Origin of the sequence: Salinigranum salinum, assembly GCF_009176545.1 — an archaeon.
GTDB lineage: Archaea > Halobacteriota > Halobacteria > Halobacteriales > Haloferacaceae > Salinigranum > Salinigranum salinum.
In genome coordinates, this window is record NZ_VTOJ01000001.1 from 1,276,288 (window position 1) to 1,297,944 (window position 21,657).

At 69.3% G+C, this 21,657-nt stretch carries 23 protein-coding genes; 15 read left to right on the forward strand and 8 right to left on the reverse strand.

Going from position 1 to position 21,657, the window contains the following annotated elements; all coding sequences use genetic code 11:
* Window positions 1–13: 13 nt before the first annotated feature.
* Both FZP69_RS06050 and FZP69_RS06055 read right to left on the reverse strand, forming a co-directional pair.
* Window positions 14–460 carry a transporter gene (locus tag FZP69_RS06050; RefSeq protein ID WP_152040442.1) on the reverse strand — a complete coding sequence of 149 codons (447 nt, stop codon included), beginning with the start codon at window positions 458–460 and terminating at the stop codon, window positions 14–16.
* 103 nt (window positions 461–563) lie between these two features.
* Window positions 564–1,247, reverse strand: coding sequence for a YqjF family protein (locus FZP69_RS06055; protein WP_152040443.1), 684 nt, complete (start codon window positions 1,245–1,247; stop codon window positions 564–566).
* A gap of 351 nt (window positions 1,248–1,598) precedes the next feature.
* Between FZP69_RS06055 and FZP69_RS06060 the strand changes: the two genes are divergently transcribed.
* Both FZP69_RS06060 and FZP69_RS06065 read left to right on the forward strand, forming a co-directional pair.
* Window positions 1,599–2,111, forward strand: coding sequence for a macro domain-containing protein (locus tag FZP69_RS06060; protein ID WP_152040444.1), 513 nt, complete (start codon window positions 1,599–1,601; stop codon window positions 2,109–2,111).
* 75 nt (window positions 2,112–2,186) lie between these two features.
* Window positions 2,187–2,444: a hypothetical protein gene (locus FZP69_RS06065; RefSeq protein ID WP_152040445.1), complete on the forward strand. Its 258-nt coding sequence runs from the start codon at window positions 2,187–2,189 to the stop codon at window positions 2,442–2,444.
* 217 nt (window positions 2,445–2,661) lie between these two features.
* Here the strand turns inward: FZP69_RS06065 and FZP69_RS06070 are convergent, their stop codons facing one another.
* Window positions 2,662–3,570, reverse strand: coding sequence for an SDR family NAD(P)-dependent oxidoreductase (locus tag FZP69_RS06070; protein WP_152040446.1), 909 nt, complete (start codon window positions 3,568–3,570; stop codon window positions 2,662–2,664).
* 91 nt (window positions 3,571–3,661) lie between these two features.
* Between FZP69_RS06070 and FZP69_RS06075 the strand changes: the two genes are divergently transcribed.
* The 4 genes from FZP69_RS06075 to trxA all read left to right on the forward strand — a co-directional run bounded on the left by FZP69_RS06075 (window position 3,662) and on the right by trxA (window position 6,279).
* Window positions 3,662–4,993: an oxidoreductase gene (locus FZP69_RS06075; RefSeq protein WP_152040447.1), complete on the forward strand. Its 1,332-nt coding sequence runs from the start codon at window positions 3,662–3,664 to the stop codon at window positions 4,991–4,993.
* Between the two features lie 77 nt (window positions 4,994–5,070).
* On the forward strand, window positions 5,071–5,445 hold the full coding sequence (locus tag FZP69_RS06080; protein WP_152040448.1) for a winged helix-turn-helix domain-containing protein: 375 nt from the start codon (window positions 5,071–5,073) through the stop codon (window positions 5,443–5,445).
* Window positions 5,445–5,738 carry a DUF7521 family protein gene (locus FZP69_RS06085; protein ID WP_152040449.1) on the forward strand — a complete coding sequence of 98 codons (294 nt, stop codon included), beginning with the start codon at window positions 5,445–5,447 and terminating at the stop codon, window positions 5,736–5,738. Before FZP69_RS06080 ends, FZP69_RS06085 begins: the two co-directional genes overlap by 1 nt.
* 109 nt (window positions 5,739–5,847) lie before the next feature.
* Entirely contained in the window at window positions 5,848–6,279 is a 432-nt protein-coding gene (gene trxA / locus FZP69_RS06090) for a thioredoxin (protein ID WP_152040450.1), read from the forward strand.
* A 17-nt stretch (window positions 6,280–6,296) separates the two neighbouring features.
* Here the strand turns inward: trxA and FZP69_RS06095 are convergent, their stop codons facing one another.
* Together FZP69_RS06095 and FZP69_RS06100 are read right to left on the reverse strand one after the other, a co-directional pair.
* Window positions 6,297–7,217, reverse strand: a complete 921-nt coding sequence (locus FZP69_RS06095) for a sodium:calcium antiporter (protein ID WP_152040451.1) — start codon at window positions 7,215–7,217, stop codon at window positions 6,297–6,299.
* Between the two features lie 146 nt (window positions 7,218–7,363).
* A complete protein-coding gene (locus FZP69_RS06100) occupies window positions 7,364–9,268 on the reverse strand; it encodes a DEAD/DEAH box helicase (RefSeq protein ID WP_152040452.1) in 1,905 nt (634 codons plus the stop codon).
* Window positions 9,269–9,430: 162 nt separating this feature from the next.
* On the opposite strand from FZP69_RS06100, the gene FZP69_RS06105 reads away from it, so the two are divergent.
* The gene (locus FZP69_RS06105; protein WP_152040453.1) at window positions 9,431–10,711 is read left to right on the forward strand and encodes a hypothetical protein; all 1,281 of its coding nucleotides are present in this window, start codon (window positions 9,431–9,433) and stop codon (window positions 10,709–10,711) included.
* A 67-nt stretch (window positions 10,712–10,778) separates the two neighbouring features.
* Here FZP69_RS06105 and FZP69_RS06110 read toward each other — a convergent pair whose 3' ends face one another.
* Both FZP69_RS06110 and ribH read right to left on the reverse strand, forming a co-directional pair.
* Window positions 10,779–11,945: a pyridoxal phosphate-dependent aminotransferase gene (locus tag FZP69_RS06110; RefSeq protein ID WP_152040454.1), complete on the reverse strand. Its 1,167-nt coding sequence runs from the start codon at window positions 11,943–11,945 to the stop codon at window positions 10,779–10,781.
* The gene (gene ribH / locus FZP69_RS06115) at window positions 11,942–12,346 is read right to left on the reverse strand and encodes a 6,7-dimethyl-8-ribityllumazine synthase (protein WP_152040455.1); all 405 of its coding nucleotides are present in this window, start codon (window positions 12,344–12,346) and stop codon (window positions 11,942–11,944) included. Before ribH ends, FZP69_RS06110 begins: the two co-directional genes overlap by 4 nt.
* A gap of 214 nt (window positions 12,347–12,560) precedes the next feature.
* On the opposite strand from ribH, the gene FZP69_RS06120 reads away from it, so the two are divergent.
* Entirely contained in the window at window positions 12,561–14,318 is a 1,758-nt protein-coding gene (locus FZP69_RS06120; RefSeq protein ID WP_152040456.1) for a flippase activity-associated protein Agl23, read from the forward strand.
* 6 nt (window positions 14,319–14,324) lie between these two features.
* On the opposite strand, the gene FZP69_RS06125 is transcribed toward FZP69_RS06120, so the two are convergent.
* Window positions 14,325–14,987, reverse strand: coding sequence for a hypothetical protein (locus tag FZP69_RS06125; RefSeq protein WP_152040457.1), 663 nt, complete (start codon window positions 14,985–14,987; stop codon window positions 14,325–14,327).
* Window positions 14,988–15,104: 117 nt separating this feature from the next.
* On the opposite strand from FZP69_RS06125, the gene FZP69_RS06130 reads away from it, so the two are divergent.
* From FZP69_RS06130 to FZP69_RS06160, 7 genes are all read left to right on the forward strand, one after another.
* Window positions 15,105–16,295 carry a 5-(carboxyamino)imidazole ribonucleotide synthase gene (locus tag FZP69_RS06130; RefSeq protein WP_152040458.1) on the forward strand — a complete coding sequence of 397 codons (1,191 nt, stop codon included), beginning with the start codon at window positions 15,105–15,107 and terminating at the stop codon, window positions 16,293–16,295.
* 46 nt (window positions 16,296–16,341) lie between these two features.
* Complete coding sequence (gene purE, locus FZP69_RS06135; RefSeq protein ID WP_152040459.1) at window positions 16,342–16,980, forward strand: 5-(carboxyamino)imidazole ribonucleotide mutase; 639 nt, start codon at window positions 16,342–16,344, stop codon at window positions 16,978–16,980.
* Window positions 16,981–17,154: 174 nt separating this feature from the next.
* A complete protein-coding gene (locus FZP69_RS06140) occupies window positions 17,155–17,568 on the forward strand; it encodes an NADH-quinone oxidoreductase subunit A (protein ID WP_152040460.1) in 414 nt (137 codons plus the stop codon).
* A gap of 1 nt (window position 17,569) precedes the next feature.
* Entirely contained in the window at window positions 17,570–18,271 is a 702-nt protein-coding gene (locus FZP69_RS06145) for an NADH-quinone oxidoreductase subunit B (RefSeq protein ID WP_152040461.1), read from the forward strand.
* The gene (locus FZP69_RS06150) at window positions 18,271–19,944 is read left to right on the forward strand and encodes an NADH-quinone oxidoreductase subunit D (protein WP_152040462.1); all 1,674 of its coding nucleotides are present in this window, start codon (window positions 18,271–18,273) and stop codon (window positions 19,942–19,944) included. Before FZP69_RS06145 ends, FZP69_RS06150 begins: the two co-directional genes overlap by 1 nt.
* Window positions 19,944–21,020, forward strand: coding sequence for a complex I subunit 1/NuoH family protein (locus tag FZP69_RS06155; RefSeq protein WP_152040463.1), 1,077 nt, complete (start codon window positions 19,944–19,946; stop codon window positions 21,018–21,020). Before FZP69_RS06150 ends, FZP69_RS06155 begins: the two co-directional genes overlap by 1 nt.
* A complete protein-coding gene (locus FZP69_RS06160) occupies window positions 21,021–21,482 on the forward strand; it encodes a NuoI/complex I 23 kDa subunit family protein (protein ID WP_152040464.1) in 462 nt (153 codons plus the stop codon). It begins immediately after the preceding gene.
* Window positions 21,483–21,657: the final 175 nt, after the last annotated feature.

Sequence of the window (21,657 nt, forward strand, 5' to 3'; positions counted from 1 at the left end):
GCTCGCCGCCCCCTCAGGTCACGATCGCGCCGGCGGTGACGAAGAGGAGGAGCCCGACCACGGCTCCGGCCCGGTAGAAGCCGAGCGCGGTCGCGGCCGGTTCGCGGACCTTCTTGCGTTCGACGCCGTCGCGGAGCCGACTCCCCCCGACCTCGACGAGTCCGGTGAGCGCGAGCCAGAGCACGACCATGGCGACGACGAGGTTGCCGCTGGTCGTCGACGCGAGCGTTCCGACCGTGTAGCCCGTCGCGGCGAGGTGACCGCCCGTCACCAGCATCACCAGCGCCGCGGCCCGCGACCACCGCGTCAGCGAGGCCACCATCGATTCGAGCGGCGCGGCGTCCATCCCGCCGGCGCGCGCGGTCGGCAGGACGACGCCGGCGAAGAAGACCACGCTTCCGACCCACAGCGCGCCGATCAGCAGGTGTATCGTTGCGAGCACGGTGTCGACGAGAGCCATGCGGCGAGCGACGGACGGCCCCGTCTTGAACGTACTCGTCTCGGTCGAACCACGCCCGCGTCTCGGTCGTTGCTCGACCGACTCCGCTCGCGACGAGGGCGGCTCATCCGTCGACCGGTACGAGCCGGTCGGCAGTCACGGCCAGCGGCTCGGCGACGTGGACGAGTGGGTCGTCGTCGGGAGCCGCGAACCCCGCCGCCCGGAACAGCGTCTCGGCGTCGACCGTCGCCTCGCCGGGTGCGAGCCGCCACGGTTCGTGGTCGATCTCGCCGCGGTAGAGGCGTCGGCCCTTCGTGAAGAAGCGGTAGTTCTCCGTGAGGAACGCCGGGAGCGATCCCGGTTCGGGGACGAACGACTCGTCAGTGCCGCGTCGGTACGAGACGTCGAGCCGCGCTCGCGGTTCGCCGGGGTGGTCGCGCTCGCTCGTGAGCCTGATCAGGTCGCCGTCGCGGTCGACGGTCGCCCGCGCGGAGAAGTACGGGAGGGCGTACAGCGACCGTGCAGCCGCGACCGAGAGTCGATCGTCGGCGTCGAGGCTGAAGAAGTAGACGCCCGAGTCGTCGCCGTGTCGGACGTAGGTCCGGAGGTTCACCTCGGGGAAGGTGCGCCCGATTGGCGCGCCCCGGGGCCTGATCTCCTCCATGACGAACGCGACGACGCCGAGCCACGCCTCCCCGTCGTGGGTCGCCACGGAGAGTTCGTCGGGGAGGTGGGCGTCGACGACCGCCGGATCGGTGGGCCAGTGGGCGAACACCCCGTCGCGCCAGGTCATCGAGAGGACGTGCATACCCGAGCCAGGGACGGGACCCACTTCCGGCTTCTGGGGGGTGGAGAACAGAAGAAATTTAACGGACTTGTGACGACAGCACAGCGGGGACGACGCGGCTTCGTGCCGATCCCGTGCACGCCATACCCACCCTTGCACGGTTCGCCGTCCCCTTCTCTCGACGGTGACTGCGACGGAGAGCGGCGCGATCGGTTGCCACTCAGGACACCAATCACGTCTCGAACACCTGCCGTTCCTGGACTCCTGTCGCTTCCCGGCCACGCACTCCGGCCACCTCCCGGCCACGCACTCTCGACACTCCCGTCGCCTTCCGTCCCGGGACTTTTGACGACGCCCGGCGAGGAGACGACCATGGAGTTCACCGTCGTTCAGGGCGACATCGCCGCACAGTCCGCCGACGCCCTCGTGAACGCCGCAGGGACGAGCCTCCGCATGGGTTCGGGCGTCGCCGGTGCCCTCCGCCGCGCTGCCGGGCCCGCACTCGACGAGGAAGCCGTCTCGAAGGGACCGGTCGACCTCGGGGCGGTCGCGGTGACCGACGCGTACGATCTCGACGCCGACGCCGTGATCCACGCCGCCGCGATGCCCCACGACGGCGACGGACTCGCGACCGAGGAGAGCATCCGCGACGCCACCCGCAACGCCCTCGTCGCCGCCGACGAGCGCGGCTACTCGTCGCTCGTCCTCCCCGCGCTCGGCTGTGGCGTCGCGGGGTTCGATCTCGAGACGGGTGCCCGGATCATCTGTGAGACCATCCGCGCGTACGAGCCCGCCTCGCTCGAGGACGTCCGGTTCATCGCCTACAGCGACGACGAGTACGAGACGGTCGCACGGGTCGCCGAGGCGGTTCGAGAGAACGGGTGAGTTCGTCGCGGCGGACGGCTGTCGGCGTCGAGCCAGGAGTCAGCCTTTTGACCGACCGGTCCTCAGGGATCGCCGATGGACGTCCCCGCCGACGCGCCCGACGTCTGCCCGGTCTGTGAGACCTCGTACGACTCCGTGTCGCGGCACGACGCTGGCCTCATGGTCAACCTCCTCGACAACCGGCGCTACCGCCGGGTCTGTTTCGAGCCCGTCTCGCTCGACGGGGTCGCCCACGTCCGCTTCTACCACCACACCCACGCACAGGTCGACGGCGACGAGGGAACCGGCGACGCCGTCACCGATGTCGCGGGTCGAGATCCGGTCTCGCGGTGAGCCCTCGCCGGTGCCGACCCGATCCCTCTTATCGGAGGAGGCGGCCACCTCGCGTCGTGAGCTGACAGCGACCACGGGGCGGGCCGCGAGGTGACGGCACGCCGTCCCGTGAGACCGGTCGTGCCGTCCGTTCGCTCAGTCGTCCCACGGGCGATGCAGTCGGGCCATCTATCTCCCCGTGGTTCCGTCGCCGTGACCACCCGGGCCGTCCGCCGACTCAGTCGCCGTGGATGAGCGGTTCCTCGATCCCCAGTAGCGCCGCGCTCTGCTCCCAGAGCTGTCGCCCGGTCTCCTCGTCGCGGGCCGCCTGCGAGGGCGTCGCCTCTCGCTGTCTCGAGAAGTATCGGCCCGAGACGCCGTCGAGCCGGTCCGAGACGGCGAGATACACCAGTGCCGCGGCGCCGTCCCTGACAGAGGTCACGCCCGGAACGGCGTTCAGTAGCCGCGCCCCCGCCGACAACGGCGTCGGGAGGAACCGAGTGAACCCCGAGCCGGGGATCGCGCCGGGGTGGAGGGCGTTCGAGGTGACGTCCCTGTCGGTCGCCGCCAGCCGGCGGGCGAGTTCGCGCGCGAACTGGACGTTCGCGAGCTTCGAGCGCTGGTACGCACGCCACCCCGAGTACGAGTCGACCGAGGTGACCGTCTCGAGGTCGAGGTCGACTCCGCGGTGGGCCTCGGACGCCGTCGTCACGACCCGTGCGTCGGGTGCAAGATGGTCGACGAGCTCCGTGGTGAGGAGGTACGGTGCGAGGTGGTTGACGTGAAACGTGTACTCGACGCCGATCTCCGTCAGCCGTCCCTCCCGAAAGAGTCCCCCGGCGTTGTTCACTAGCAGGTCGACCCGGCCGGTCTCGGCGCGGACGTCCGCGGCTAGCCCGCGGACCGCGTCGACGTCGGCGAAGTCGGCCTGGACGAACGCCGCGTCCGCGCCGTCCGCCGCGACCTCGTCGACGACCGCCTCGCCCGCCGTGGCGTCCCGGCCGTGGACGAAAACCTCCGCGCCGAGCCGTCCGAGCGAGCGCGCGGCCGCGCGGCCGATGCCGCTCGTCGAACCGGTCACCAGTGCCGTCGTCCCGGAGAGGTCGGCTCCCGCCACGCCGGCGCGCGCCTCGGGTGTCTGTGTCATCGTCCGGTGGTTGGTGTCGACCGACAAAAGCGGCCCCGTCCGCCGGCACCGACGCCCCCGACGTTTTGCCGTTCGGGTTCCTTACTCGACCATGGTCCGACTCGAGGACCCGATCGACATCGGCGGGCTCACCGTCCCGAACCGCCTCTATCGTGCGCCGCTACTCGAGTGTGCGGGCAACGGCGACGGGGCGGTCGACGCGCTCGTCGCGCATCTCGAACCCGCCGCGGCGGCGGGCGCGGGACTCGTCTGTCAGGGGGCGACCATCGTCCGCCGTCCCGGGGGGTGTGCCGCTCCGAACATGACGTACGTCGACGATCCGGACTTCGTCACCCGGCTCTCGCGGCTCACCGACGTCATCCACGACCATGGCTCGACGATCGCCATCCAGCTCGAACACGGCGGTCTTCGCTCGATGGAGACGTGGCACGCCGGCTACCGGCGAGCGCATCCGGATCTCCAGCAGCTCGCGGTCTCGAAGCCTCCGCGACTGCTCCGCCTCCTCGACCGTGTGGGGTTCCTCTCGTACGACCCCGTCGTCATGTCGACCGAGGACGTGTACGATCTCGCCGCCGACTTCGGTCGTGCGGCCGGCTACGCGGTCGACGCCGGCTACGACGCGGTCCACATTGCCGGTGCGAACATGGGCATCGTCCACCAGTTCCTCTCGCCGTTCTACAACCGACGCGACGACGAGTTCGCCGACGGCGTCCGCTTTCTGGAGGCGGTCCACGACGAGATCCGCGACCACGCGGGCGACGTGCCACTGCTGACGAAGGTACCCGCGGAGACCGAGGCACCGCCCGGACTCCCGCACCTCTCCGAGAGGGAGGCCGTCCACGTCTGCCGTCGGCTCGCCGACTACGGCTACGACGCGCTCGTTCCCGTCTCGGGCTCCGTGTTCTGGGACGCCAGCATCGTCCGCGGGTCGTTTCCGGACGACGCGTGGCGAGACGACCGGTTCCGCGACGGCTACGTCGACGCCTTCGGCGGCCGCATCCGGGCGGGACTCGTCGCGCTCGGTAACTGGCTCCAGTCGCTCGTCTACGACCTCGAGCCCGCCTGGAACGCGGGGCTCTGCCGCGCGGTCCGGCGGAGCGTCGACATCCCCGTCCTCGCCGAGGGCGGCATCCGAACCCGGGGCGAGATCGACCGACTCCTGGGCGAGTCGTGCGACATGGTGGGGATGGGCCGGCCCTTCTACGCGGAGCCGCGACTCCCCGCGCGGCTCCTCGATTCGGGGCCGGAGACGAGCGTCGTCTGTGCGAGCTGTAACAACTGCACCGTCCCGCAGGTCACGGGTGCCGGCGGCGTCTGTCGCACGCCCGCAGTGCTCGCGGCTGCCGGGCGGTTGCGGCGCGACGGCGCGTACGAACGTCCGGACAGCGCTCCACCCCGACCGGACTCCCCGGAAGGCGACTGACCGTCCGCGGAATCGCCCGCCCCGTCACGAACCGGAACCCCCGAAGGTTATAAGCGGCCGACTCCGACGGCTTCCTAATGGCTCGCGACCGCTCCGGCGAGGAACCAGACGAGTTGCAGTCCGTCCTCGACGCGCTCGACGACGCGGACGCGAGGACCATCATCCGGGGGCTGGAAGAACCAATGACCGCGAGCGAAATATCCGACGCATGTGACATCCCGCTGTCGACGACGTACCGAAAACTCGACCTGCTGACCGAGGCGTCGCTCCTCACCGAGGGGACCGCCATCCGCGCGGACGGCCACCACGCGACCACCTACGACGTCGCCTTCGAGGCCGTGCGCGTCCTCCTCACCGACGACCGCGACTTCGAGGTCGAGATCGAAGGCGGCGCGCAGGCGCCCGACGAACGGCTGGCGGACATCTGGTCGAAAGTCCGGAGGGAGACGTAATGGTCCACACGACGGCCTCGGGGACGATCGTGTCGCTCATCGTCGCCGTGAAGACGGGCATCCTCGTGCTCGGTGGGCTCATCACCTACTTCAGCTACAAGGCGTACCGCAACACAGGCGAGAGGTCGCTCCGCGCGCTCGCGGTCGGCTTCGGCGTCATCACGTTCGGTGCGCTGCTCGCGGGCATCCTCGACACCGTGCTCGACGTCTCACTCGCGGTCGGCGTCCTCATCGACGCAGTGCTCACCCTCCTCGGCTTCGCCGTCATCACCTACTCGCTGTACTCCGACTGAGCGGACGCCGTTTCGCCCGTTCCACCGCTCACACGAGCGATCTGGACTGCCGACAGTGTTGTTAGATGATCACAAAACCATTAAGCGGCCCGACCCGATAGATGCTCTCATGTCCGACGCCGACGAACTCGAAGCGATCCGCCAGCGGAAGCGCGAACGACTCGAACGCCGCCTCCGGGAGGGTGAGGACTCGACGGATCGTACCGACGACCCGGGATCCCCGTCCAGCCCGGTCCACGTCGAGAGCGAGGCGGAGTTCTCGGAGCTCGTCGCCTCCCACGACGTCGTCCTCGTCGACTTCTACGCCGACTGGTGTGGGCCGTGCAAGATGCTCGAACCGACGGTCGAAGCGCTCGCCCGCGACTCCCCGGCGACGGTCGCGAAGGTCGACATCGACCACCACCAGGGACTCGCCTCACAGTACCAGGTCCAGGGCGTGCCGACGCTCCTCCTGTTCTCGGATGGTGACCTCGTCGAGCGCGTCGTCGGTGTCCGCGACCAGGGGACGCTCGCGTCGCTCGTCGACCAGTACGCCGGCTGACCGCGGCTCCGCCAGCGTCAGACGAACAGGAACGTCGGCAGGTACAGCACCAGACAGACCACCGCGGCCCGCCGGTCGATCCCCCGTCGCCAGTAGAACAGTCCCAGCACGACGAGCGACACGACCAGCATGTACGCCGCCGACTGCTGGACGGCTCCGAGGTCGGTGACGACGACGTCGGCGACGAGCGCCCCCACGCCGAGCGAGAAGACCGGATCCGTGATGTTGCTCCCGAGGATGGAGCCCACCGAGATGCCGGACGCCCCTCTGTGTGCGGCGAGCCCCGCGACGAAGATCTCGGGGGCGGTCGTCCCCAGCCCCGTGAGGATCCCGATGAGGTACTCCGAGATGCCGGCGATCCGCGCGAGTGCGACCCCGTTGGTCACCAGCAACTGCCCCCCGACCACCACGAGCGCGAGCCCGCCGACGATCCACGGCAGCGCGCGCTCCGGCGGCTCGGCCTCCTCGACCACTTCCTGAGCGACCTCGCTCCCGCCTTCCGTGGTGTACAGCGTGTAGACGAAGTTCACGTACGCGAGCATCATCAGGACGCCCTCGGAGCGCTGGACGACGCCGTCGTCGAGCGTGAGCAGCATGACGATCATCGCGAGCGTCATCGCCCCGCCGTAGATCATCACGTTCCGGCGTTCGGCGACGATGGGGGCGATCAGGGCGACGATCCCGATGGCGAGCGTGATCTGCGAGGTCTCGGAGCCGACGATGTTGCCGACGACGATGTCGCCCGCGCCGTACCACGCCCCGTACACCGACGTCACCATCTCGGGAACCGACGTCCCGACCGAGATGAGCGTGACGCCGACGAAGAACGGGGAGACGCCGTAGAAGCGGGCGACCTCCGCGGCGGCCGTGACGGCGCGGTCCGACCCGACGACGAGCGCCACGAGACCAGCGAGGAACAGGGTCACCTCGACGAGCATCGTACGCCGAGACGACCGTCACCGGGTAAAGTATTATCCGTATGATCTGACCGCCCGCGCACCGGTGTCGCACACGTTCGCGTCCCAGCCGAGACGAGCGCAGACAGTGGCGGACGACCGCACCCCGACGCTCCGCCGAAGTCGATTCAGAGACGCTCGCGCACCGCGCGGAACGCCGACCCGTCCGCGCCGAGCACGTCGGCGACGGTGTCGGCTGCGCCGAGGAGCCACTCCGCGCGTTCGATCCGCGATTCGAGGTCGCCCGGTCCGATGCGGTACCGCTCGACGAGCTCTTCGGTGGAGTCGCCGTCGGCCCACTCGAGGAGGATGCGTGCGGTCTTCACCGATTCGAGCCAGCGCTCGAACGTCTCCGTCTCACCCATGGCGGTCGTGAGTTCGTCTGCGTGGGTCCGGGCGTACTGGTACATCGCCGCCCGCTCGCGGTTGCCGAGGTACGTCCCGTGCATGTCGGGCGTGTCGCAGACCACCTCGAGCGCGGTCAGTCCCGTCACGTCGTCGGGCTCCATCGTCGCCATCGTCCGCAGTCCCTCGACGATACGCGCGCCCGTCCGCGGCGCGACGTACTGCCGGGAGACGACCCCCCCGAGGTCGGTCGCCGAGAGGCCCGTCTCCGCGGTGAGCATCTCCCAGTCGACCAGGTCGGCGACCACGTCGTCGACGAGCCCCGCGAGGCTCTCGTCGGTCCCGTGCGCGTAGAACGTGGCGTCGAGCACGTCGAGCACCCCCTCGCGGCTCTCCGCGAAGCCCGAGGCGACGACGGCGAGGACGTGCGTCCGCAGCGCCTCCCGCTCGGCGAGCTGTGACTCGACGGCCTCTGGTGCCGCACCGACGTACCGCGACTGGAGCTCCGCGCGGCCGGCGTCGTCGCCCGTGACGAGCACCGCCTCGCCGTAGGGGTCGAGGTGTGGTCGGCCGGCCCGGCCGCACATCTGGTGGACCTCGAGGACGGGGAGCCACTCCATCCCCGAGCCCGTGTACCGTTGCTGGTCGCGGACGACGACCCGGCGGGCGGGGACGTTCACGCCCGCCGCGAGCGTCGGGGTCGCACAGATACATTTCAACTCCCGCGCACGGAACGCGTTCTCGACGATCGCACGGTGTTCGGATCGGAGCCCCGCGTGGTGGAACGCGACGCTCGCCTCGACGCAGTCGGCGAGCCGCCGCCCCGTGTCCGTCCCGCCCGCCGACCGGACATCGGCCGCGATGGTCGCGGCCTCACCGATCGCCTCGTCGGCGAGCCGGTCGGCCAGCGCCTCCGCCTCCCGTCGCGAGCGGACGAACGCGAGACACTGCCCGCCGTCGTCGACCGCCCCGCGAACGAGTTCGACCGTCGCCGCCGTCGCGCCGTTCTCGCCCTCGCTGGCGTCGACGGGGACGGCGAGCGTCGAGCCGTCGTCGAACGCGACGCTCCCGTCGGCGTACACCCCCGTCCGGAGGTCGATCGGTCGCCACCGGCTCTGTACGAGCGTGGCGTCGAGCCAGTCTGCGATCTCGTCGGGGTTCGCGACCGTCGCCGACAGCGCCACGATCTGCACGTCGGGTGCCCGTCGTCCGAGGGTCGCCATCGTCACCTCTAGGGTCGGTCCGCGCCCCTTCGAGCCGAGCAGGTGGACCTCGTCGACGACGACGCAGGCGAGGTCGTCGACCCACGACGCCCCGTTGCGGATGGCCGAGTCGACCTTCTCGGAGGTGGCGACGACGACGTCGTACGCCCCCAGTTCCTCGGTCGAGTCGAGGTCGCCCGTCGAGATCCCCACCGAGACGCCCGGCAGTTCGGAGAACGTCTCGTACTTCTCGCGTGCGAGCGCGCGGAGCGGGACGATGTACAGGGCGGGGCCGCCGGCGGTGAGCATCGCCAGTTCGGCGATGAACGTCTTGCCGCTCGCGGTGGGGATCGCCACGACGGCGTTCTCACCCCGCGTGACACCGGCGTCGACGGCCGCCTCCTGCGGCGGGTACAGCTCCGTGATGTCGCTGGCCTCGTAGTGGGCGACGACCTCGTCGGGGAGCGGCAGGTCGCGGACGCGCATTCGTTCGTCCCTGGTGCCGTCCTCGTATAAAAGTCTCTACGCCGGAACCCGAGTGCGGATCGCCCTGGTGTCCGTCTCGTCAGTGTTCCGTACCGGTTACGCGTGGACACCGCCCGCCCCACGCCGCGGTGACTTTACGCCCGCTCCCCCCGACACCCCGGCGTGAACCGACGGACGTTCCTCGGTGCCGGTCTCTCGCTCGGGTTCGCCAGTTCCCTCGCCGGCTGTGCCACACGCCTCGCCCCCGACGGCGGGCCCGAGTCGCCGTCGACGACGACCCGCGACGCCGACTCGCCGTTTCCCCCACCGCCGGCCGACGCCCCGCTCGGCTACACCCACGTCCGCCCGGACGGGAACCGAGTCGTCGACGGCACCGGCTCGCTTCCGGACACCGACTCCGTCGACCTCGCCCTCGACGCGACGCCCGAGTGGGTCGTGGGCGTCCCCCACGACGACGGGGTGCTGCTCGGAGTCGTCACCGCCGCGGGCGCGCAGGCGATCACGGTCACGGACGGCACGGCTACGGTCGTCGACCTCGCACTCGATGCGCCACCGGGACCGCCGCTCCTCGTCGGGGGGTCGGAGCCCGCGTTCGCCCCCGCGCTCGGCTCGGTGACGACCCACCCCGTTCCGACGATCGGCGGGTGGGCCTCGGTGACGTCGGAGGGAGTGATTCGTCTCCCCGGCGGCGAGAACGCCGCTATCGACGCCATCCCCGACGCCCGGATCGTGAGCGCGGCCGGCCGCCTCTACGTCCTCGCCGCCCGGACCCGCGACTACGGCCACGGCGTCCTCGGTGACGACGTCGAGGCCGGATCGGTCGCCGTGCTCGACCCGACCGGCGGCGTCGAAGCCGAACTCGCCCCGCCGTCGGGCGTGATCGAGGGAATCGCACCCATCGTCGCCGACGTCGACGGCGACGGTCGGCGCGAGGTCGTCGTGACCGCGAGCGATGCCGATCGCGGCGCACGACTGGTCGCGCTCTCCGAGTCGGGTCCGTCGCTGGAGGGCCCCGCCGTCGGGACGAGGTTCCGGTGGCGACACCAGTTAGCGGTGGCACCGTTCGGTCCCGACGGCGAGACCGAACTGGCGGTGGTGAAGACCCCCCACATCGGCGGGACGGCGGAGTTCTATCGGGCGATCGGGGGCGAACTCGACCTCGTCGCCGCTCGCGACGGCTACTCGACGCACTCGATCGGTTCTCGCAACCTCGACAACGCGGTCGCGGGCGACCTCGACGGGGACGGCCGGGTCGAACTCCTGGTGCCCGACGACCCCCACCGCGAACTGGCCGGCCTGCGACGCGTCGAGGGCGGCGTCGACGAGATGTGGCGCCTGTCGCTCGGCGGCCGGTTGACCTCGAACCTCTGTGTCGTCCCCGACTCGGACGGGGTCGTCGTCGCGGCCGGTCGAGCGGGCGCGCTCAGGGTCTGGGTGGCGTGAGCGAACGTGAGAAGAACGGTCGGAGCTCGGAGACGCCCGGCGTGGTCGGTCGAACGTCGGCCGATCCTCAGACGAGGTCGGCGTCGGCCAGACGCTCGACCGCCTCGCGCAGTCGCGTCTCGCTCGCGGCGTACGAGATTCGAGCGTAGCCGGGAGCACCGAACGCGCTGCCGGGGACCGTGGCGACCTGTGCCTCTTCGAGGGCGGCCTCGCACCACGCCTGGTCGTCGCCGTCGTCGGCGAACTTCGGCATCATGTAGAACGCGCCGTCGGGGTACGGGACCTCGACGTCGTGATCCTCGAAGAGGCCCAGGAGCATGTCACGGCGCTCGCGGAACGCCTCGCGCATCTCGACGACCGTCTCGTCCGTCCGTTCGGAGAGCGCCTCGACGCCCGCGTGCTGGACGAAGTTCACGGCGCACGACACCGAGTGCGAGTGGACCTTCCCCGCCTGCGAGACGAGCTCCTCCGGTGCGGCGTAGTAGCCGAGTCGCCACCCCGTCATGGAGAACGCCTTCGAGAAGCCGTTGAGCGTGATGGTTCGGTCTCCCATCCCGTCCAGGGAACCGAGAGAGGTGGGCTCGACGTCGTAGGCGATGCGCTCGTAGATCTCGTCGGAGATGACGGCGAAATCGTGGTCGACTGCGAGGTCTCGCACCCCCTCGAGCGCCGCGTCGGAGAAGACCGCGCCGGTGGGGTTCGACGGGGAGTTCACGATCAGGAGTTCGGTGTCGTCGCTCACGGCTCGGGAGAGGTCGTCGAGAGCGGGCTCCAGCTGGAAGCCGTACGGCGAGAGGTCGACGCGTGAGAGGGAGCCACCGGCGAGTTTCACCATCGCCTCGTAGGAGACCCACGCGGGGTCGAGGAGGACGACCTCGTCCCCGTCGTCGACGACCGTCTGGATCACCTCGAAGAGCCCCTGCTTGCCGCCGGGCGTGACGACGACGTTCTCGGACGCACAGGGGACGCCGTTGCTCTGGAGTTTGTCGGCGATGGCCGCGCGGAGTTCGGGGATTCCCGACGAAGGTGTGTAGCCCGTGTGGCCCGCGTCCATCGCGTCTTTCCCCGCCTGGACGACGTTGTCGGGGGTGGGGAAGTCGGGTTCGCCCACGGAGAGGTCGACGACGTCCTTGCCCTGTGCTTCGAGTTCCGAGGCGAGGTTCGAGATGGCGAGCGTCGCGCTCGGCTCCACCCGGCCGACGCGCGCCGCGAAGTCGAATTCGTGTCCGGTCATGCTAGTGCATCTACCATTTCGACGGCGGCGTATACCGCTTCCGCTCCTTTGTCGATCCGCTCGCGCGCCTCGGCCCCGCTCATCCCGGGCCCCGAGACGCCGAACGTCACCGGCTTGTCCCGGTCGAGGCTCACCTGCGTCAGCCCCTGTGCGGCCGCGTCGGCGATGACGCGGTCGTGATCGGTGTCGCCGGTGACGACCGCCCCCAGCACGACGACGGCGGCGACGTCCTTCCGGCGGGCGAGCCGGTCCGCGGCGAGCGGGGTGTCGTAGCTCCCCGGCACGTGGATCGTCTCGACGACCTCGGCGTCGTGTTCTGTGGCCGCTTCCCGTGCGCGCTCCTCCATCGGTCCCGTCACCGACTCGTTGAACTGCGCGACGACCAGTCCCAGTTGGATCATACCCGTGGGTCCGGGCCGCTCGTAAAAGAGGTGTCGTCCGTCCGGCCCGGAGCGGGCGCCGGCGCCGCCCTCACGGTGTGGTTCGTCCCCCGGTGGACGAAGACTGCTGTCGTCCAAGGTGAACGGGTCCTCGACTGACACCGGTCGGGCGGACTGATTACCCCACAGACACGTAACACAAGAGTTGTAATCGACGGGGTCCCGACTACCACTCATGCGTACCGACGAGGGGCCCTTTGCGTCCCGGACGTTCCTCGCCGTCCTCGGATTCGTCCTCCTCTCACTCCTCGTCCGCGTCGTCTCGCTCGGCGGCCGCGTGATGCACTGGGACGAGGGTCGTGTCGGCTACTGGATCCTCCGCTACCACGAGACGGGCGTCCACTCGTACCGACCGATCGTCCACGGTCCGTTCCTCCCCATCGTCAACGACTACCTGTTCGTCCTCCTGCCTGCCTCGGACTTCGCCGCCCGGCTCCCCGTGGCACTCGTCGGCGGCTTCCTCCCGCTGGCGGCGTGGCTCTTCCGCGACTTCCTCGACGACGACGAGGTCGTCGCGTTCGCGGCGCTGCTCGCGCTGAACCCACTCCTGGTCTACTACTCGCGGTTCATGCGCAACGACGTCCTCGTCGCCGCCTTCTCGCTCGTCGCGCTCGGCTTCCTCCTCCGCCTGCTCGTGACTCGCCGGCTCGCGTACCTCCTCGGCGCCGGGGCGATGTTCGGCCTCGCGTTCACCACGAAGGGGAACGCCCTCCTCTACGTGCTCTGTTTCCTCGGCGCCGGCGTCCTCGTGCTCGACCACCGGCTCGTCCGCGAGACCCGCGAGGGGACGCGCCTCGGCGACGTCCTCGTCGAGCGGTGGCCCAAGGGCGTCGCCCGGTGGATCACGAGTCAGGGACCGACCCGCGAGCGCGCCCTCGCCCGGACGGGCGGCTACCTCGTCGGCTCCGTCGCCCTGTTCTTCCTCGTCGTGGTGTTCTTCTACGCACCGCGCCCCGATCTCTGGTCGGCGCTCTCGAACCCGGCGGCGCTCCCCGGCGTCGTCGAGGCGGGCACCGTCGATCCCGCCGAGCAGTTCTACGGCACCTGGGTCGACGGCGCCCACCAGGATCACGACTACCTCCCGTACCTCTACGACTACCTCGAGACGCTCGCCTACGGCGCGCCGGTCGTGGTCGCGTTCGGTGCCCTCGGTGCCGTCGTCGACCGGTACTCGGCCGCGAACCCGGGGTTCCGGCCGCTGGTCGCCTTCGCGACCTACTGGGGACTCGCCAGCGTCGTCGGCTACCCGCTGGCGACCGACATCCAGGCACCGTGGGCCGCCGTCCACGCGGTCGTCCCCTTCGCCGTCCCCGCCGCGGTCGGCGTCGTCTTCGTCGTCCGCACGGGTCACGACGCGTTCACCCAGGACGACCTCGTCTCGACCGGCCTCGCGGCGCTTCTGGTGCTCGCGGCCGTCGGCGGCGCGGTCGGGGCCAACGTCGCGTACTGGAACTCGACCGAGGAGGCCGACAAGGAGGTGCTCCAGTGGGCACAGCCCGGCAACGACCTCAGGGAGTCGCTCGCCGACGTCAGAACCGTCTCGGCCGCCAACGACGGAACCGACGTCCTCTTCTACGGCACGACGACGCCGGGCGGCGACTCGGTCGAACTGTACGTCTCCGACGAATCCTCGGCGGACACGCCGCCGCCCGGTGGTCCGGCCTGGCACTCCCGCCTGCCGCTCCCCTGGTATCTCGAACTGTACGACGCGGAGGTGACCTCGACCGACCCCGAGACCCCGGTGGAGGAGGCGCTCGCGAACCCGCCGCCGGTCGTCGTCGCCCACGACTGGGACCGCCAGAAGCTCGAACCCTACCTGGAGGGGTACACGGCCCGCGAGCACGCGTTCAAGCTCTGGGGCGAACATATCGTGGTGTTCGTCGACGAGGAGGCGCTGCGGGCGGCGCAGGACGACCCGGACGTTCGAGCGTAAGGGTCATCAGCCAGGCGGATAGGCACGTCGGAGCCAGTCGGCAAGGGCCACGAGTTGCTGGGATAGCACCCCGCCGAGCAGTCCGAAGACGACCGGATAGACCAGCGCCACGACGACCGTCGGAAACAGTGGTGGGCCCGCAGCGACACCGGCGACGTCGGCCGCCGTCGTGATGGTGTTGCCGACGACGACCCGTCCGGACGCGGCCGGCGCGACCGGCACCCTCGTCAGCCAAGCGACTGCGACCACCAGCGGCGTGTAGCCGAGCGCAATCGTCGCACCGACGAGTGGTGTCACCGACCGGGGACCGGCGCGACGACCGGCGAGCCACGCGGTGAGCGCGCCGGCAGCCACGAGCAGCGTCGGCGGAACGAGGCGCAGCACGACGAACCGGTCGGTGTCCCCGTCGAGCACGTCGAGCACGCTCCGAACGACGGTGACGTTGTCCCAGGTGACGGTCGGATGGACCCACATCGCATCGAGATACGTCCACGTCATCGCCGTGGCCGGTGAGACGCGGTGCGTCGTCAGTGCGGTGAACGGCCGCAGCGACCCGAGCGGCCCCTCGGCGACAAGCCCCAGGAAGAGGCCGCCGAGAGCGACACCGACGGCGACAGAGACACTGCCCACGGCGACGCCGAGCCGTCGCGTCCGACGTGTGGCGAGCACGTGCGGGGGAGTTCCGACCGACCGGCATATGTTTTTTGTGCGACCGACACCGGGCTACATCTCCCCGTTCCAGCGGATGTGACAACGTTTAATTTCCGACGTGGACGATGCTCGCGCGTGACGCCCGATTCCGACTCGCCAACGGTACCCGGCCCGACGCTCGGCGTCGTCGGCGGCGGACAGCTCGGCCGAATGCTGGCCGAGGCGGCGGCCCCGCTCGGCGTGGACGTCGTCGTCCTCGATCCGACGCCCGACTGTCCCGCGTCGGTCGCCGCCGACCAGATCCTCGGGGCGTTCGACGATCCCGACGGGGTCGCCGAACTCGCGGCGCGCTGTGACGTGTTGACGTACGAGATCGAACTCGCCGACCCCGACCTCCTCGACACGGTCTCCGAACGGGAAGACGTGCCGGTCCATCCCTCGCCCGACACGCTGCGTGTCATCGAGGACAAACTCGACCAGAAGCGCACCTTCGCGGAGGCGGGCGTCCCCGTCCCCGAACTCCGCCGGGTCGACACCGTCGCCGACCTCGAAGCCGCGGTCGAGGCGTTCGACGGCGTCATGCTGAAGGCCCGCCGCGGCGGCTACGACGGCCGGGGCAACGTCCCCGTCCCCGACGTCGACGACGCGACCGACGCGCTCGACTCGATCGGCGGGGCGGCGATGGCCGAGGCGTTCGTCGACTTCGACCGCGAACTCTCCGTGATCGGCGTCGTCGGCAGCGACGAGGTCCGGACGTTCCCCGTGGGCGAGAACGTCCACGAGGAGGAGATCCTCCGCGAGACGGTCGTCCCGGCGCGGACGGCACCCGCGGTTGCCGACCGTGCCGAGGCGGTGGCCCACGACGTGCTCGACCTCCTCGACGGTCGTGGCGTGTACGGCATCGAACTGTTCGAGGTCGACGGCGAGATCCTCGTGAACGAGGTCGCCCCGCGCCCGCACAACTCCGGGCACTGGACGATCGAGGGGGCGAGCACCTCGCAGTTCGAACAGCACGTCCGCGCCGTGCTGGGGTGGCCGCTGGGGTCGACGCGGCGGCGCTCGAACACGGTCTCGGCGAACGTCCTCGGGACGGTCGACTCGCCCCGCGACGCCCGTCTGGTGAACGTCGACGCCGTCCTCTCCGCGCCCGGCGCGGCGCTGCACTGGTACGGGAAACACGAGGTCCGCCCCCTGCGGAAGATGGGGCACGTGACCGTGGTTGGCGACGCCACGCCGGGCGACGGCGACGGACAGAACGAGGAGGAGGACATCGACAGCCTGTTGCGCCGCGCGCGCGACGTCCGCGACCGTCTCGACTTCCACTGATCACGACGATCACGACCGACGACTACGACCCACGATCACGACGACCATGACCGACGAACGCGAACTCATCGATCGACTGCACGACGAGGCCGCACAGGACCGCCCCGCCGAGGAGACGCCCGACGTCGGGATAATCATGGGCTCGGATTCGGACCTCCCCGTGATGGCAGGGGCGTACGAGGCGCTCTTCGAACTCGGCTTCGCCGAACAGACCGACTTCGAATCGCCACCCGCGGAACGGTTCACCTTCGAGAGCTACGTCGTCTCCGCGCACCGTACCCCCGATCTGATGTACGCGTACGCCGACACTGCCGAGGCGCGGGGACTCGACGTGATCGTCGCGGGCGCGGGCGGCAAGAGTGCCGATCTGCCGAACATGACCGCCTCCATCGCCTTCCCCGTGCCCGTCGTCGGGGTTCCGGTCCAGGAGAAGTCGGTCGACTCCGTGATCGGGATGCCGACGGGCGCGCCGATCACCGCCGTCGACGCGGGCAAGTCGTTCAACGCGGCGCTGTCGGCGGCGCAGACCCTCGCGCGCGAGCACGACGTGGTGCGCGACCGCCTCGTCGACTTCCACGAGGGGCAGAAGGCGGGTGTCGCCGACGTCTCGCGCGACCTCCACGATCTGGGGATCGACGGCTTCCGGGAACGCCACGCCGACGGCGACAGCGACGCGAACGGCTGAGGGCGCGCGAGCGGGCCGTAAGACCGCGCTCGTCTGCCGACCGCCGTCACGACCTCCCGCGAACCGGACGCTCGAGATCCCTCTGTGAGCAGTTCGGATTTTCCGCTCCGCCGGAACACAAATCAACGCTTATAGTGGTGGTGTTCTAACCGACGGACGATAGGAGAATCCCGTATGAACGATTGGATAGCGATCGGCGCGTTGGGTCTCGTCGGCGTCGGCATCCCGCTGGGAATGATGGCCGCGTCGGCGGTACTGCGCCCGACGGTACCCGAACAAGGAAAAAGCGCCACCTACGAGAGCGGTGAGGTCCCCACGGGGACGGCGCGCGTCCAGTTCAACATTCAGTACTACATGGTCGCGCTGCTGTTCGTCGTGTTCGACATCGAGACCGTTCTCATCCTCCCGTGGACCGTCATCTACCGGTCCGCGCTCGAGCAGGGCGCGAGCCTCACGGCGGTGTTGCTGCCGATGCTCCTCTTCATCGGCGTGCTCGTCGTCGCGCTCGTGTGGGCGTGGCGCAACGGGGCCGTCGAGTGGGTCAAGAGCCCGCGTGCCAGCCGTCAGAAGACAGAGAGGGAAGCATGACATGAGTAGCGACAACAAACCGTTCGTAACCGACGACACGCACGTACAGACAGAGACCCGCGACGCCCGGATGAGCGGCGCGGACAACCGCTTCAACTCGATGCTCCGGGAGGCGTTCGGCTCTTCGCCGTTCATCCTCACCAAGTTCGACCAGTTCATGAACTGGGTCCGCGGGTCGTCGATGTTCATGCTGCAGTTCGGCATCGCCTGCTGCAGCATCGAGATGATGCACACCTACGCGGTCAAGCACGACCTCGACCGCTTCGGCGCGGGCGTCCCGCGCGCGTCCCCACGACAGGCCGACGTCATCATCGTCCCCGGGACCATCGTCTCGAAGTTCGCCCCGCGCATGAAGCGCGTCTACGACCAGATGCCCGAGCCGAAGTTCGTCGTCGGCATGGGCTCGTGTACGATCTCCGGCGGCCCGTTCCAGGAGGGGTACAACGTCATCAAGGGTGCCGAGGAGGTCATCCCCGTCGACATCCACGTCCCCGGCTGTCCCCCGCGACCGGAGGCGCTGATCTACGGCGTCGCCAAACTCCAAGAACGCATCGCCAACGGCGAGTCTTCGCCCGTGACGGTGAAGCCGTACGAACTCGAGCAGTTCGGCGACCTCGAGCGGGACGAGATCGTCGACCAGCTCGCCGAACAGATCGACGAGGACGACCTCGTCATGCGGTACAACTGGGGTGACTCGCCGTAATGAGCCTCGAAGAACCGGACCCGACCCAGCCCGAGGTCGTCGACGAGGAGCTGCCCACGACGGGCGACGATCTCGAGGCGCTGCTGGGCGACCACGTGCTCGCCCGCGACGACCACCTCAACGCCCCCGGCTTCGAGATCCGCCCCGACGCGGTACAGGACGTGCTCTTCACGCTCCGCGACGAGGCCGGCTTCGACCACCTTTCGTGTGTCACGGCCCAGGAGTACGAGAACCGCTACGAGTCGATCTACCATCTGACGTCGTACGACGATCGCACGCGCGAGGTGAGCGTCGTCGTCCCCACCGCCAAAGACGCGCCGAAGAGTCAGTCGGCCGAACCCGTCTTCAGAACCGCCGACTGGCACGAACGCGAGGCCTACGACCTGGTGGGCATCGAGTACGAGGGCCACCCCGACCTGCGGCGTATCCTCCTTCCCGAGACGTGGCAGGGCCACCCCCTCTCGCTCGACTACGACCAGGACCGCCCCCAGATCGTCACGCTCAAAGAGCACGCCAACCCGCTGGAGGACGACCACGCGGGCGAGGGCAACACGATGTTCGTCAACATCGGCCCGCACCACCCCGCGACCCACGGCGTGCTCCACGTCAAGACGACGCTCGACGGCGAGCAGATCGCCGACCTCGAGTCGGACATCGGCTACCTCCACCGGTGCGAGGAGCAGATCTGCCAGCAGGGCACCTACCGCTACCAGATCATGCCCTACCCCGACCGCTGGGACTACATCTCGGCCGGGTTGTTGAACGAGTGGGCCTACGCGAGAGCCGCCGAGGACATGGCGGACATCGACGTGCCCGAGTACGCGCAGGTCATCCGGACGCTCGGGGCGGAGCTGTGTCGCATCGCCTCGCACATGCTCGCCGTGGGGACGTTCGCGCTGGACGTCTACGGCGACTTCACCGCGATCTTCATGTACGCGGTGCGCGACCGCGAGAAGGTCCAGAACATCCTCGAGGACCTGACGGGACAGCGGCTGATGTTCAACTACTTCCGGCTCGGTGGCGTGGTCTGGGACCTGCCCGAGCCCCGTGAGGAGTTCTTCGACAAGATCCGGACGTTCCTCGACGAACTCCCCGAGGCGCTGGAGGAGTACCACGACCTCATCTCGGCGAACGAGATCCTCCAGGTGCGGACGGTCAACACCGGCGTCCTCCCGCCGGAGGTCGCGAAGTCGTACGGCGCGACCGGTCCGGTCGCCCGTGGCTCCGGCATCGACTACGACCTCCGCCGCGACGACCCCTACGGCTACTACGACGAACTCGACTGGGACGTCGTCACCGAGGACGGCTGCGACAACTACTCGCGCCTGCTCGTTCGGCTCCGCGAGGTCGAGGAGTCGGCGAAGATCATCGAACAGTGTGTCGACCTGCTCGAGGACTGGCCCGAGGACGAACGGACGATCCAGGCGAACGTCCCCCGGACCCTTCGGCCAAAAGACGACACGGAGATCTACCGGGCCGTGGAGGGCGCGAAGGGCGAGCTCGGCATCTACATGCGCGCCGACGGCACTGACAAGCCGGCGCGGTTCAAGATCCGCTCGCCGTGCTTCTCGAACCTCCAGACGCTCCCCGAGATGTCCGAGGGTGAGTTCATCCCCGACATGATCGCCTCCCTGGGAAGCCTCGACATCGTGCTCGGCGAGGTGGATCGCTGATGGCCGCGTCCGCGCCCGTACTGCTGCAGCAGTCGAGCGCGCCGCTTCCCGACGCCATCGCCCGGCTCCTCGGCCTCGACGGCGTCGCCGGTGCGGTCGTCGGCGGTCTCATCGGTGCGTTCATCATCGCGAACCTGATGCTCACGATGACCGCCGTCGCGGGCCCGTGGGCCAAACGGAAGATCACGGCCGCCTTCACCGACCGCATCGCGGTCAACCGGATCGGCCCGTTCGGCCTGCTCATCATCGTCGCCGACGCGGTCCGGCTGCTGTCGAAGGAACTGATCGTTCCCGAGGGTGTGGACCGGCCGGCCTGGGACCTCGCTCCGATCGTCCTCCCGTTCTCGGCGCTGCTGGGCTTCGCCGTCATCCCGTTCGGTAGCGGCATTCAGCTGGCCGACCCCGAGACGGGGCTGGCGTTCGCCTTCGCCGCGGCATCGATCGCCTCGCTCGGCCTGGTGATGGCCGGCTACGCGTCGAACAACAAGTACTCGCTCCTCGGGGGGCTGCGCTCGATCGCGCAGAACCTCGCGTACGAGATCCCGCTCGTGATCACCGCGGCGTCGGTCGTGGTCTTCACCGGTACGCTCCAGATGAGCGGCATCGTCGCCGCGCAGACGGAGCCGCTCCTCACGGTTGGAGGCGTGTCGATCCCGAGCTGGTTCGCGTTCGTCAACCCGTTCGCGTTCGTGCTGTTCATGGCGGCGAACATGGCCGAGATCGGCCGCAACCCGTTCGACATCCCGGAGGCGCCGACCGAGATCGTCGCGGGCTACCAGACGGAGTACTCTTCGGTGTACTTCGTGCTGTTCTACCTCGGCGAGTTCATCCACATCTTCCTCGGCGGCGCGCTCGCCGCCGTGCTCTTCCTCGGCGGCCCGGCCGGCCCGGTCCTCCCGGGCTTCGTCTGGATGATCATCAAGATGTGGGCCTTCTTCCTGTTCACGCAGTGGTGCCGCTCGGCGGTGCCCCGCGTGCGTATCGACCAGCTCATCGAGATCGGCTGGAAGGGCATGCTCGTGCTCTCGTTCGCGAACCTGGTGCTCACGGCCATCATCGTGGGAGTGATCGCATAAATGATTGGAATACTCAAGGGCATGGCGACGACGATGAAACACGCACTGGACGGGCAGACGTTCACGGTCGAGTATCCGGACGTCGCGCCCGAGGTCAGCCCCCGCTTCCGGGGGGTCCACAAGTTCTCACAGGAGCGGTGCATCTGGTGCCGCCAGTGCGAGAACGTCTGTCCGAACGACACCATCCAGATCGTCACGGACGACAAGCGCAACGGCGAGCAGTACAACCTCCACATCGGGCAGTGCATCTACTGTCGGCTGTGCGAGGAGGTCTGCCCCGTCGACGCCATCTTGCTCACGCAGAACTTCGAGTTCACTGCGGACACCAAGAACGACTTCGTCTACAACAAAGAACAGCTGAAGAACGTCCCCTGGTACAAGGGGATGGACCCGCTCAACGAGCGCAACCCCGACCGCACCGCGTGGGTCGGGGAGGCCGACGGCGAGATCGACTACCAGTAACCCGCAGGGACCGGACGGCTCGGCCCGCCGGGTGACTTCGACGGCATCACTGATTCTCCGCGTGTCGAGGCGGGCCGACAGCGCGAGACGAACCGACGGCGTCACCTCCTAGATCTACGGGCTTCGACGGACGGGCCGATCGACCGGCCCGTCCGGACCGACGACGACCACGGGA

What these genes read in the sequence shown, in the direction of transcription:
- FZP69_RS06070 (WP_152040446.1), bottom strand. Translation starts at nt 3,570, where the DNA reads ATGACACAGACACCCGAGGCGCGCGCCGGCGTGGCGGGAGCCGACCTC.
- FZP69_RS06120 (WP_152040456.1), top strand. Translation starts at nt 12,561, where the DNA reads ATGCGTACCGACGAGGGGCCCTTTGCGTCCCGGACGTTCCTCGCCGTC.
- FZP69_RS06075 (WP_152040447.1), top strand. Translation starts at nt 3,662, where the DNA reads ATGGTCCGACTCGAGGACCCGATCGACATCGGCGGGCTCACCGTCCCG.
- FZP69_RS06110 (WP_152040454.1), bottom strand. Translation starts at nt 11,945, where the DNA reads ATGACCGGACACGAATTCGACTTCGCGGCGCGCGTCGGCCGGGTGGAG.
- trxA (WP_152040450.1), top strand. Translation starts at nt 5,848, where the DNA reads ATGTCCGACGCCGACGAACTCGAAGCGATCCGCCAGCGGAAGCGCGAA.
- purE (WP_152040459.1), top strand. Translation starts at nt 16,342, where the DNA reads ATGACCGACGAACGCGAACTCATCGATCGACTGCACGACGAGGCCGCA.
- FZP69_RS06050 (WP_152040442.1), bottom strand. Translation starts at nt 460, where the DNA reads ATGGCTCTCGTCGACACCGTGCTCGCAACGATACACCTGCTGATCGGC.
- ribH (WP_152040455.1), bottom strand. Translation starts at nt 12,346, where the DNA reads ATGATCCAACTGGGACTGGTCGTCGCGCAGTTCAACGAGTCGGTGACG.
- FZP69_RS06085 (WP_152040449.1), top strand. Translation starts at nt 5,445, where the DNA reads ATGGTCCACACGACGGCCTCGGGGACGATCGTGTCGCTCATCGTCGCC.
- FZP69_RS06140 (WP_152040460.1), top strand. Translation starts at nt 17,155, where the DNA reads ATGAACGATTGGATAGCGATCGGCGCGTTGGGTCTCGTCGGCGTCGGC.
- FZP69_RS06065 (WP_152040445.1), top strand. Translation starts at nt 2,187, where the DNA reads ATGGACGTCCCCGCCGACGCGCCCGACGTCTGCCCGGTCTGTGAGACC.
- FZP69_RS06080 (WP_152040448.1), top strand. Translation starts at nt 5,071, where the DNA reads ATGGCTCGCGACCGCTCCGGCGAGGAACCAGACGAGTTGCAGTCCGTC.
- FZP69_RS06155 (WP_152040463.1), top strand. Translation starts at nt 19,944, where the DNA reads ATGGCCGCGTCCGCGCCCGTACTGCTGCAGCAGTCGAGCGCGCCGCTT.
- FZP69_RS06100 (WP_152040452.1), bottom strand. Translation starts at nt 9,268, where the DNA reads ATGCGCGTCCGCGACCTGCCGCTCCCCGACGAGGTCGTCGCCCACTAC.
- FZP69_RS06055 (WP_152040443.1), bottom strand. Translation starts at nt 1,247, where the DNA reads ATGCACGTCCTCTCGATGACCTGGCGCGACGGGGTGTTCGCCCACTGG.
- FZP69_RS06160 (WP_152040464.1), top strand. Translation starts at nt 21,021, where the DNA reads ATGATTGGAATACTCAAGGGCATGGCGACGACGATGAAACACGCACTG.
- FZP69_RS06145 (WP_152040461.1), top strand. Translation starts at nt 17,570, where the DNA reads ATGAGTAGCGACAACAAACCGTTCGTAACCGACGACACGCACGTACAG.
- FZP69_RS06060 (WP_152040444.1), top strand. Translation starts at nt 1,599, where the DNA reads ATGGAGTTCACCGTCGTTCAGGGCGACATCGCCGCACAGTCCGCCGAC.
- FZP69_RS06150 (WP_152040462.1), top strand. Translation starts at nt 18,271, where the DNA reads ATGAGCCTCGAAGAACCGGACCCGACCCAGCCCGAGGTCGTCGACGAG.
- FZP69_RS06095 (WP_152040451.1), bottom strand. Translation starts at nt 7,217, where the DNA reads ATGCTCGTCGAGGTGACCCTGTTCCTCGCTGGTCTCGTGGCGCTCGTC.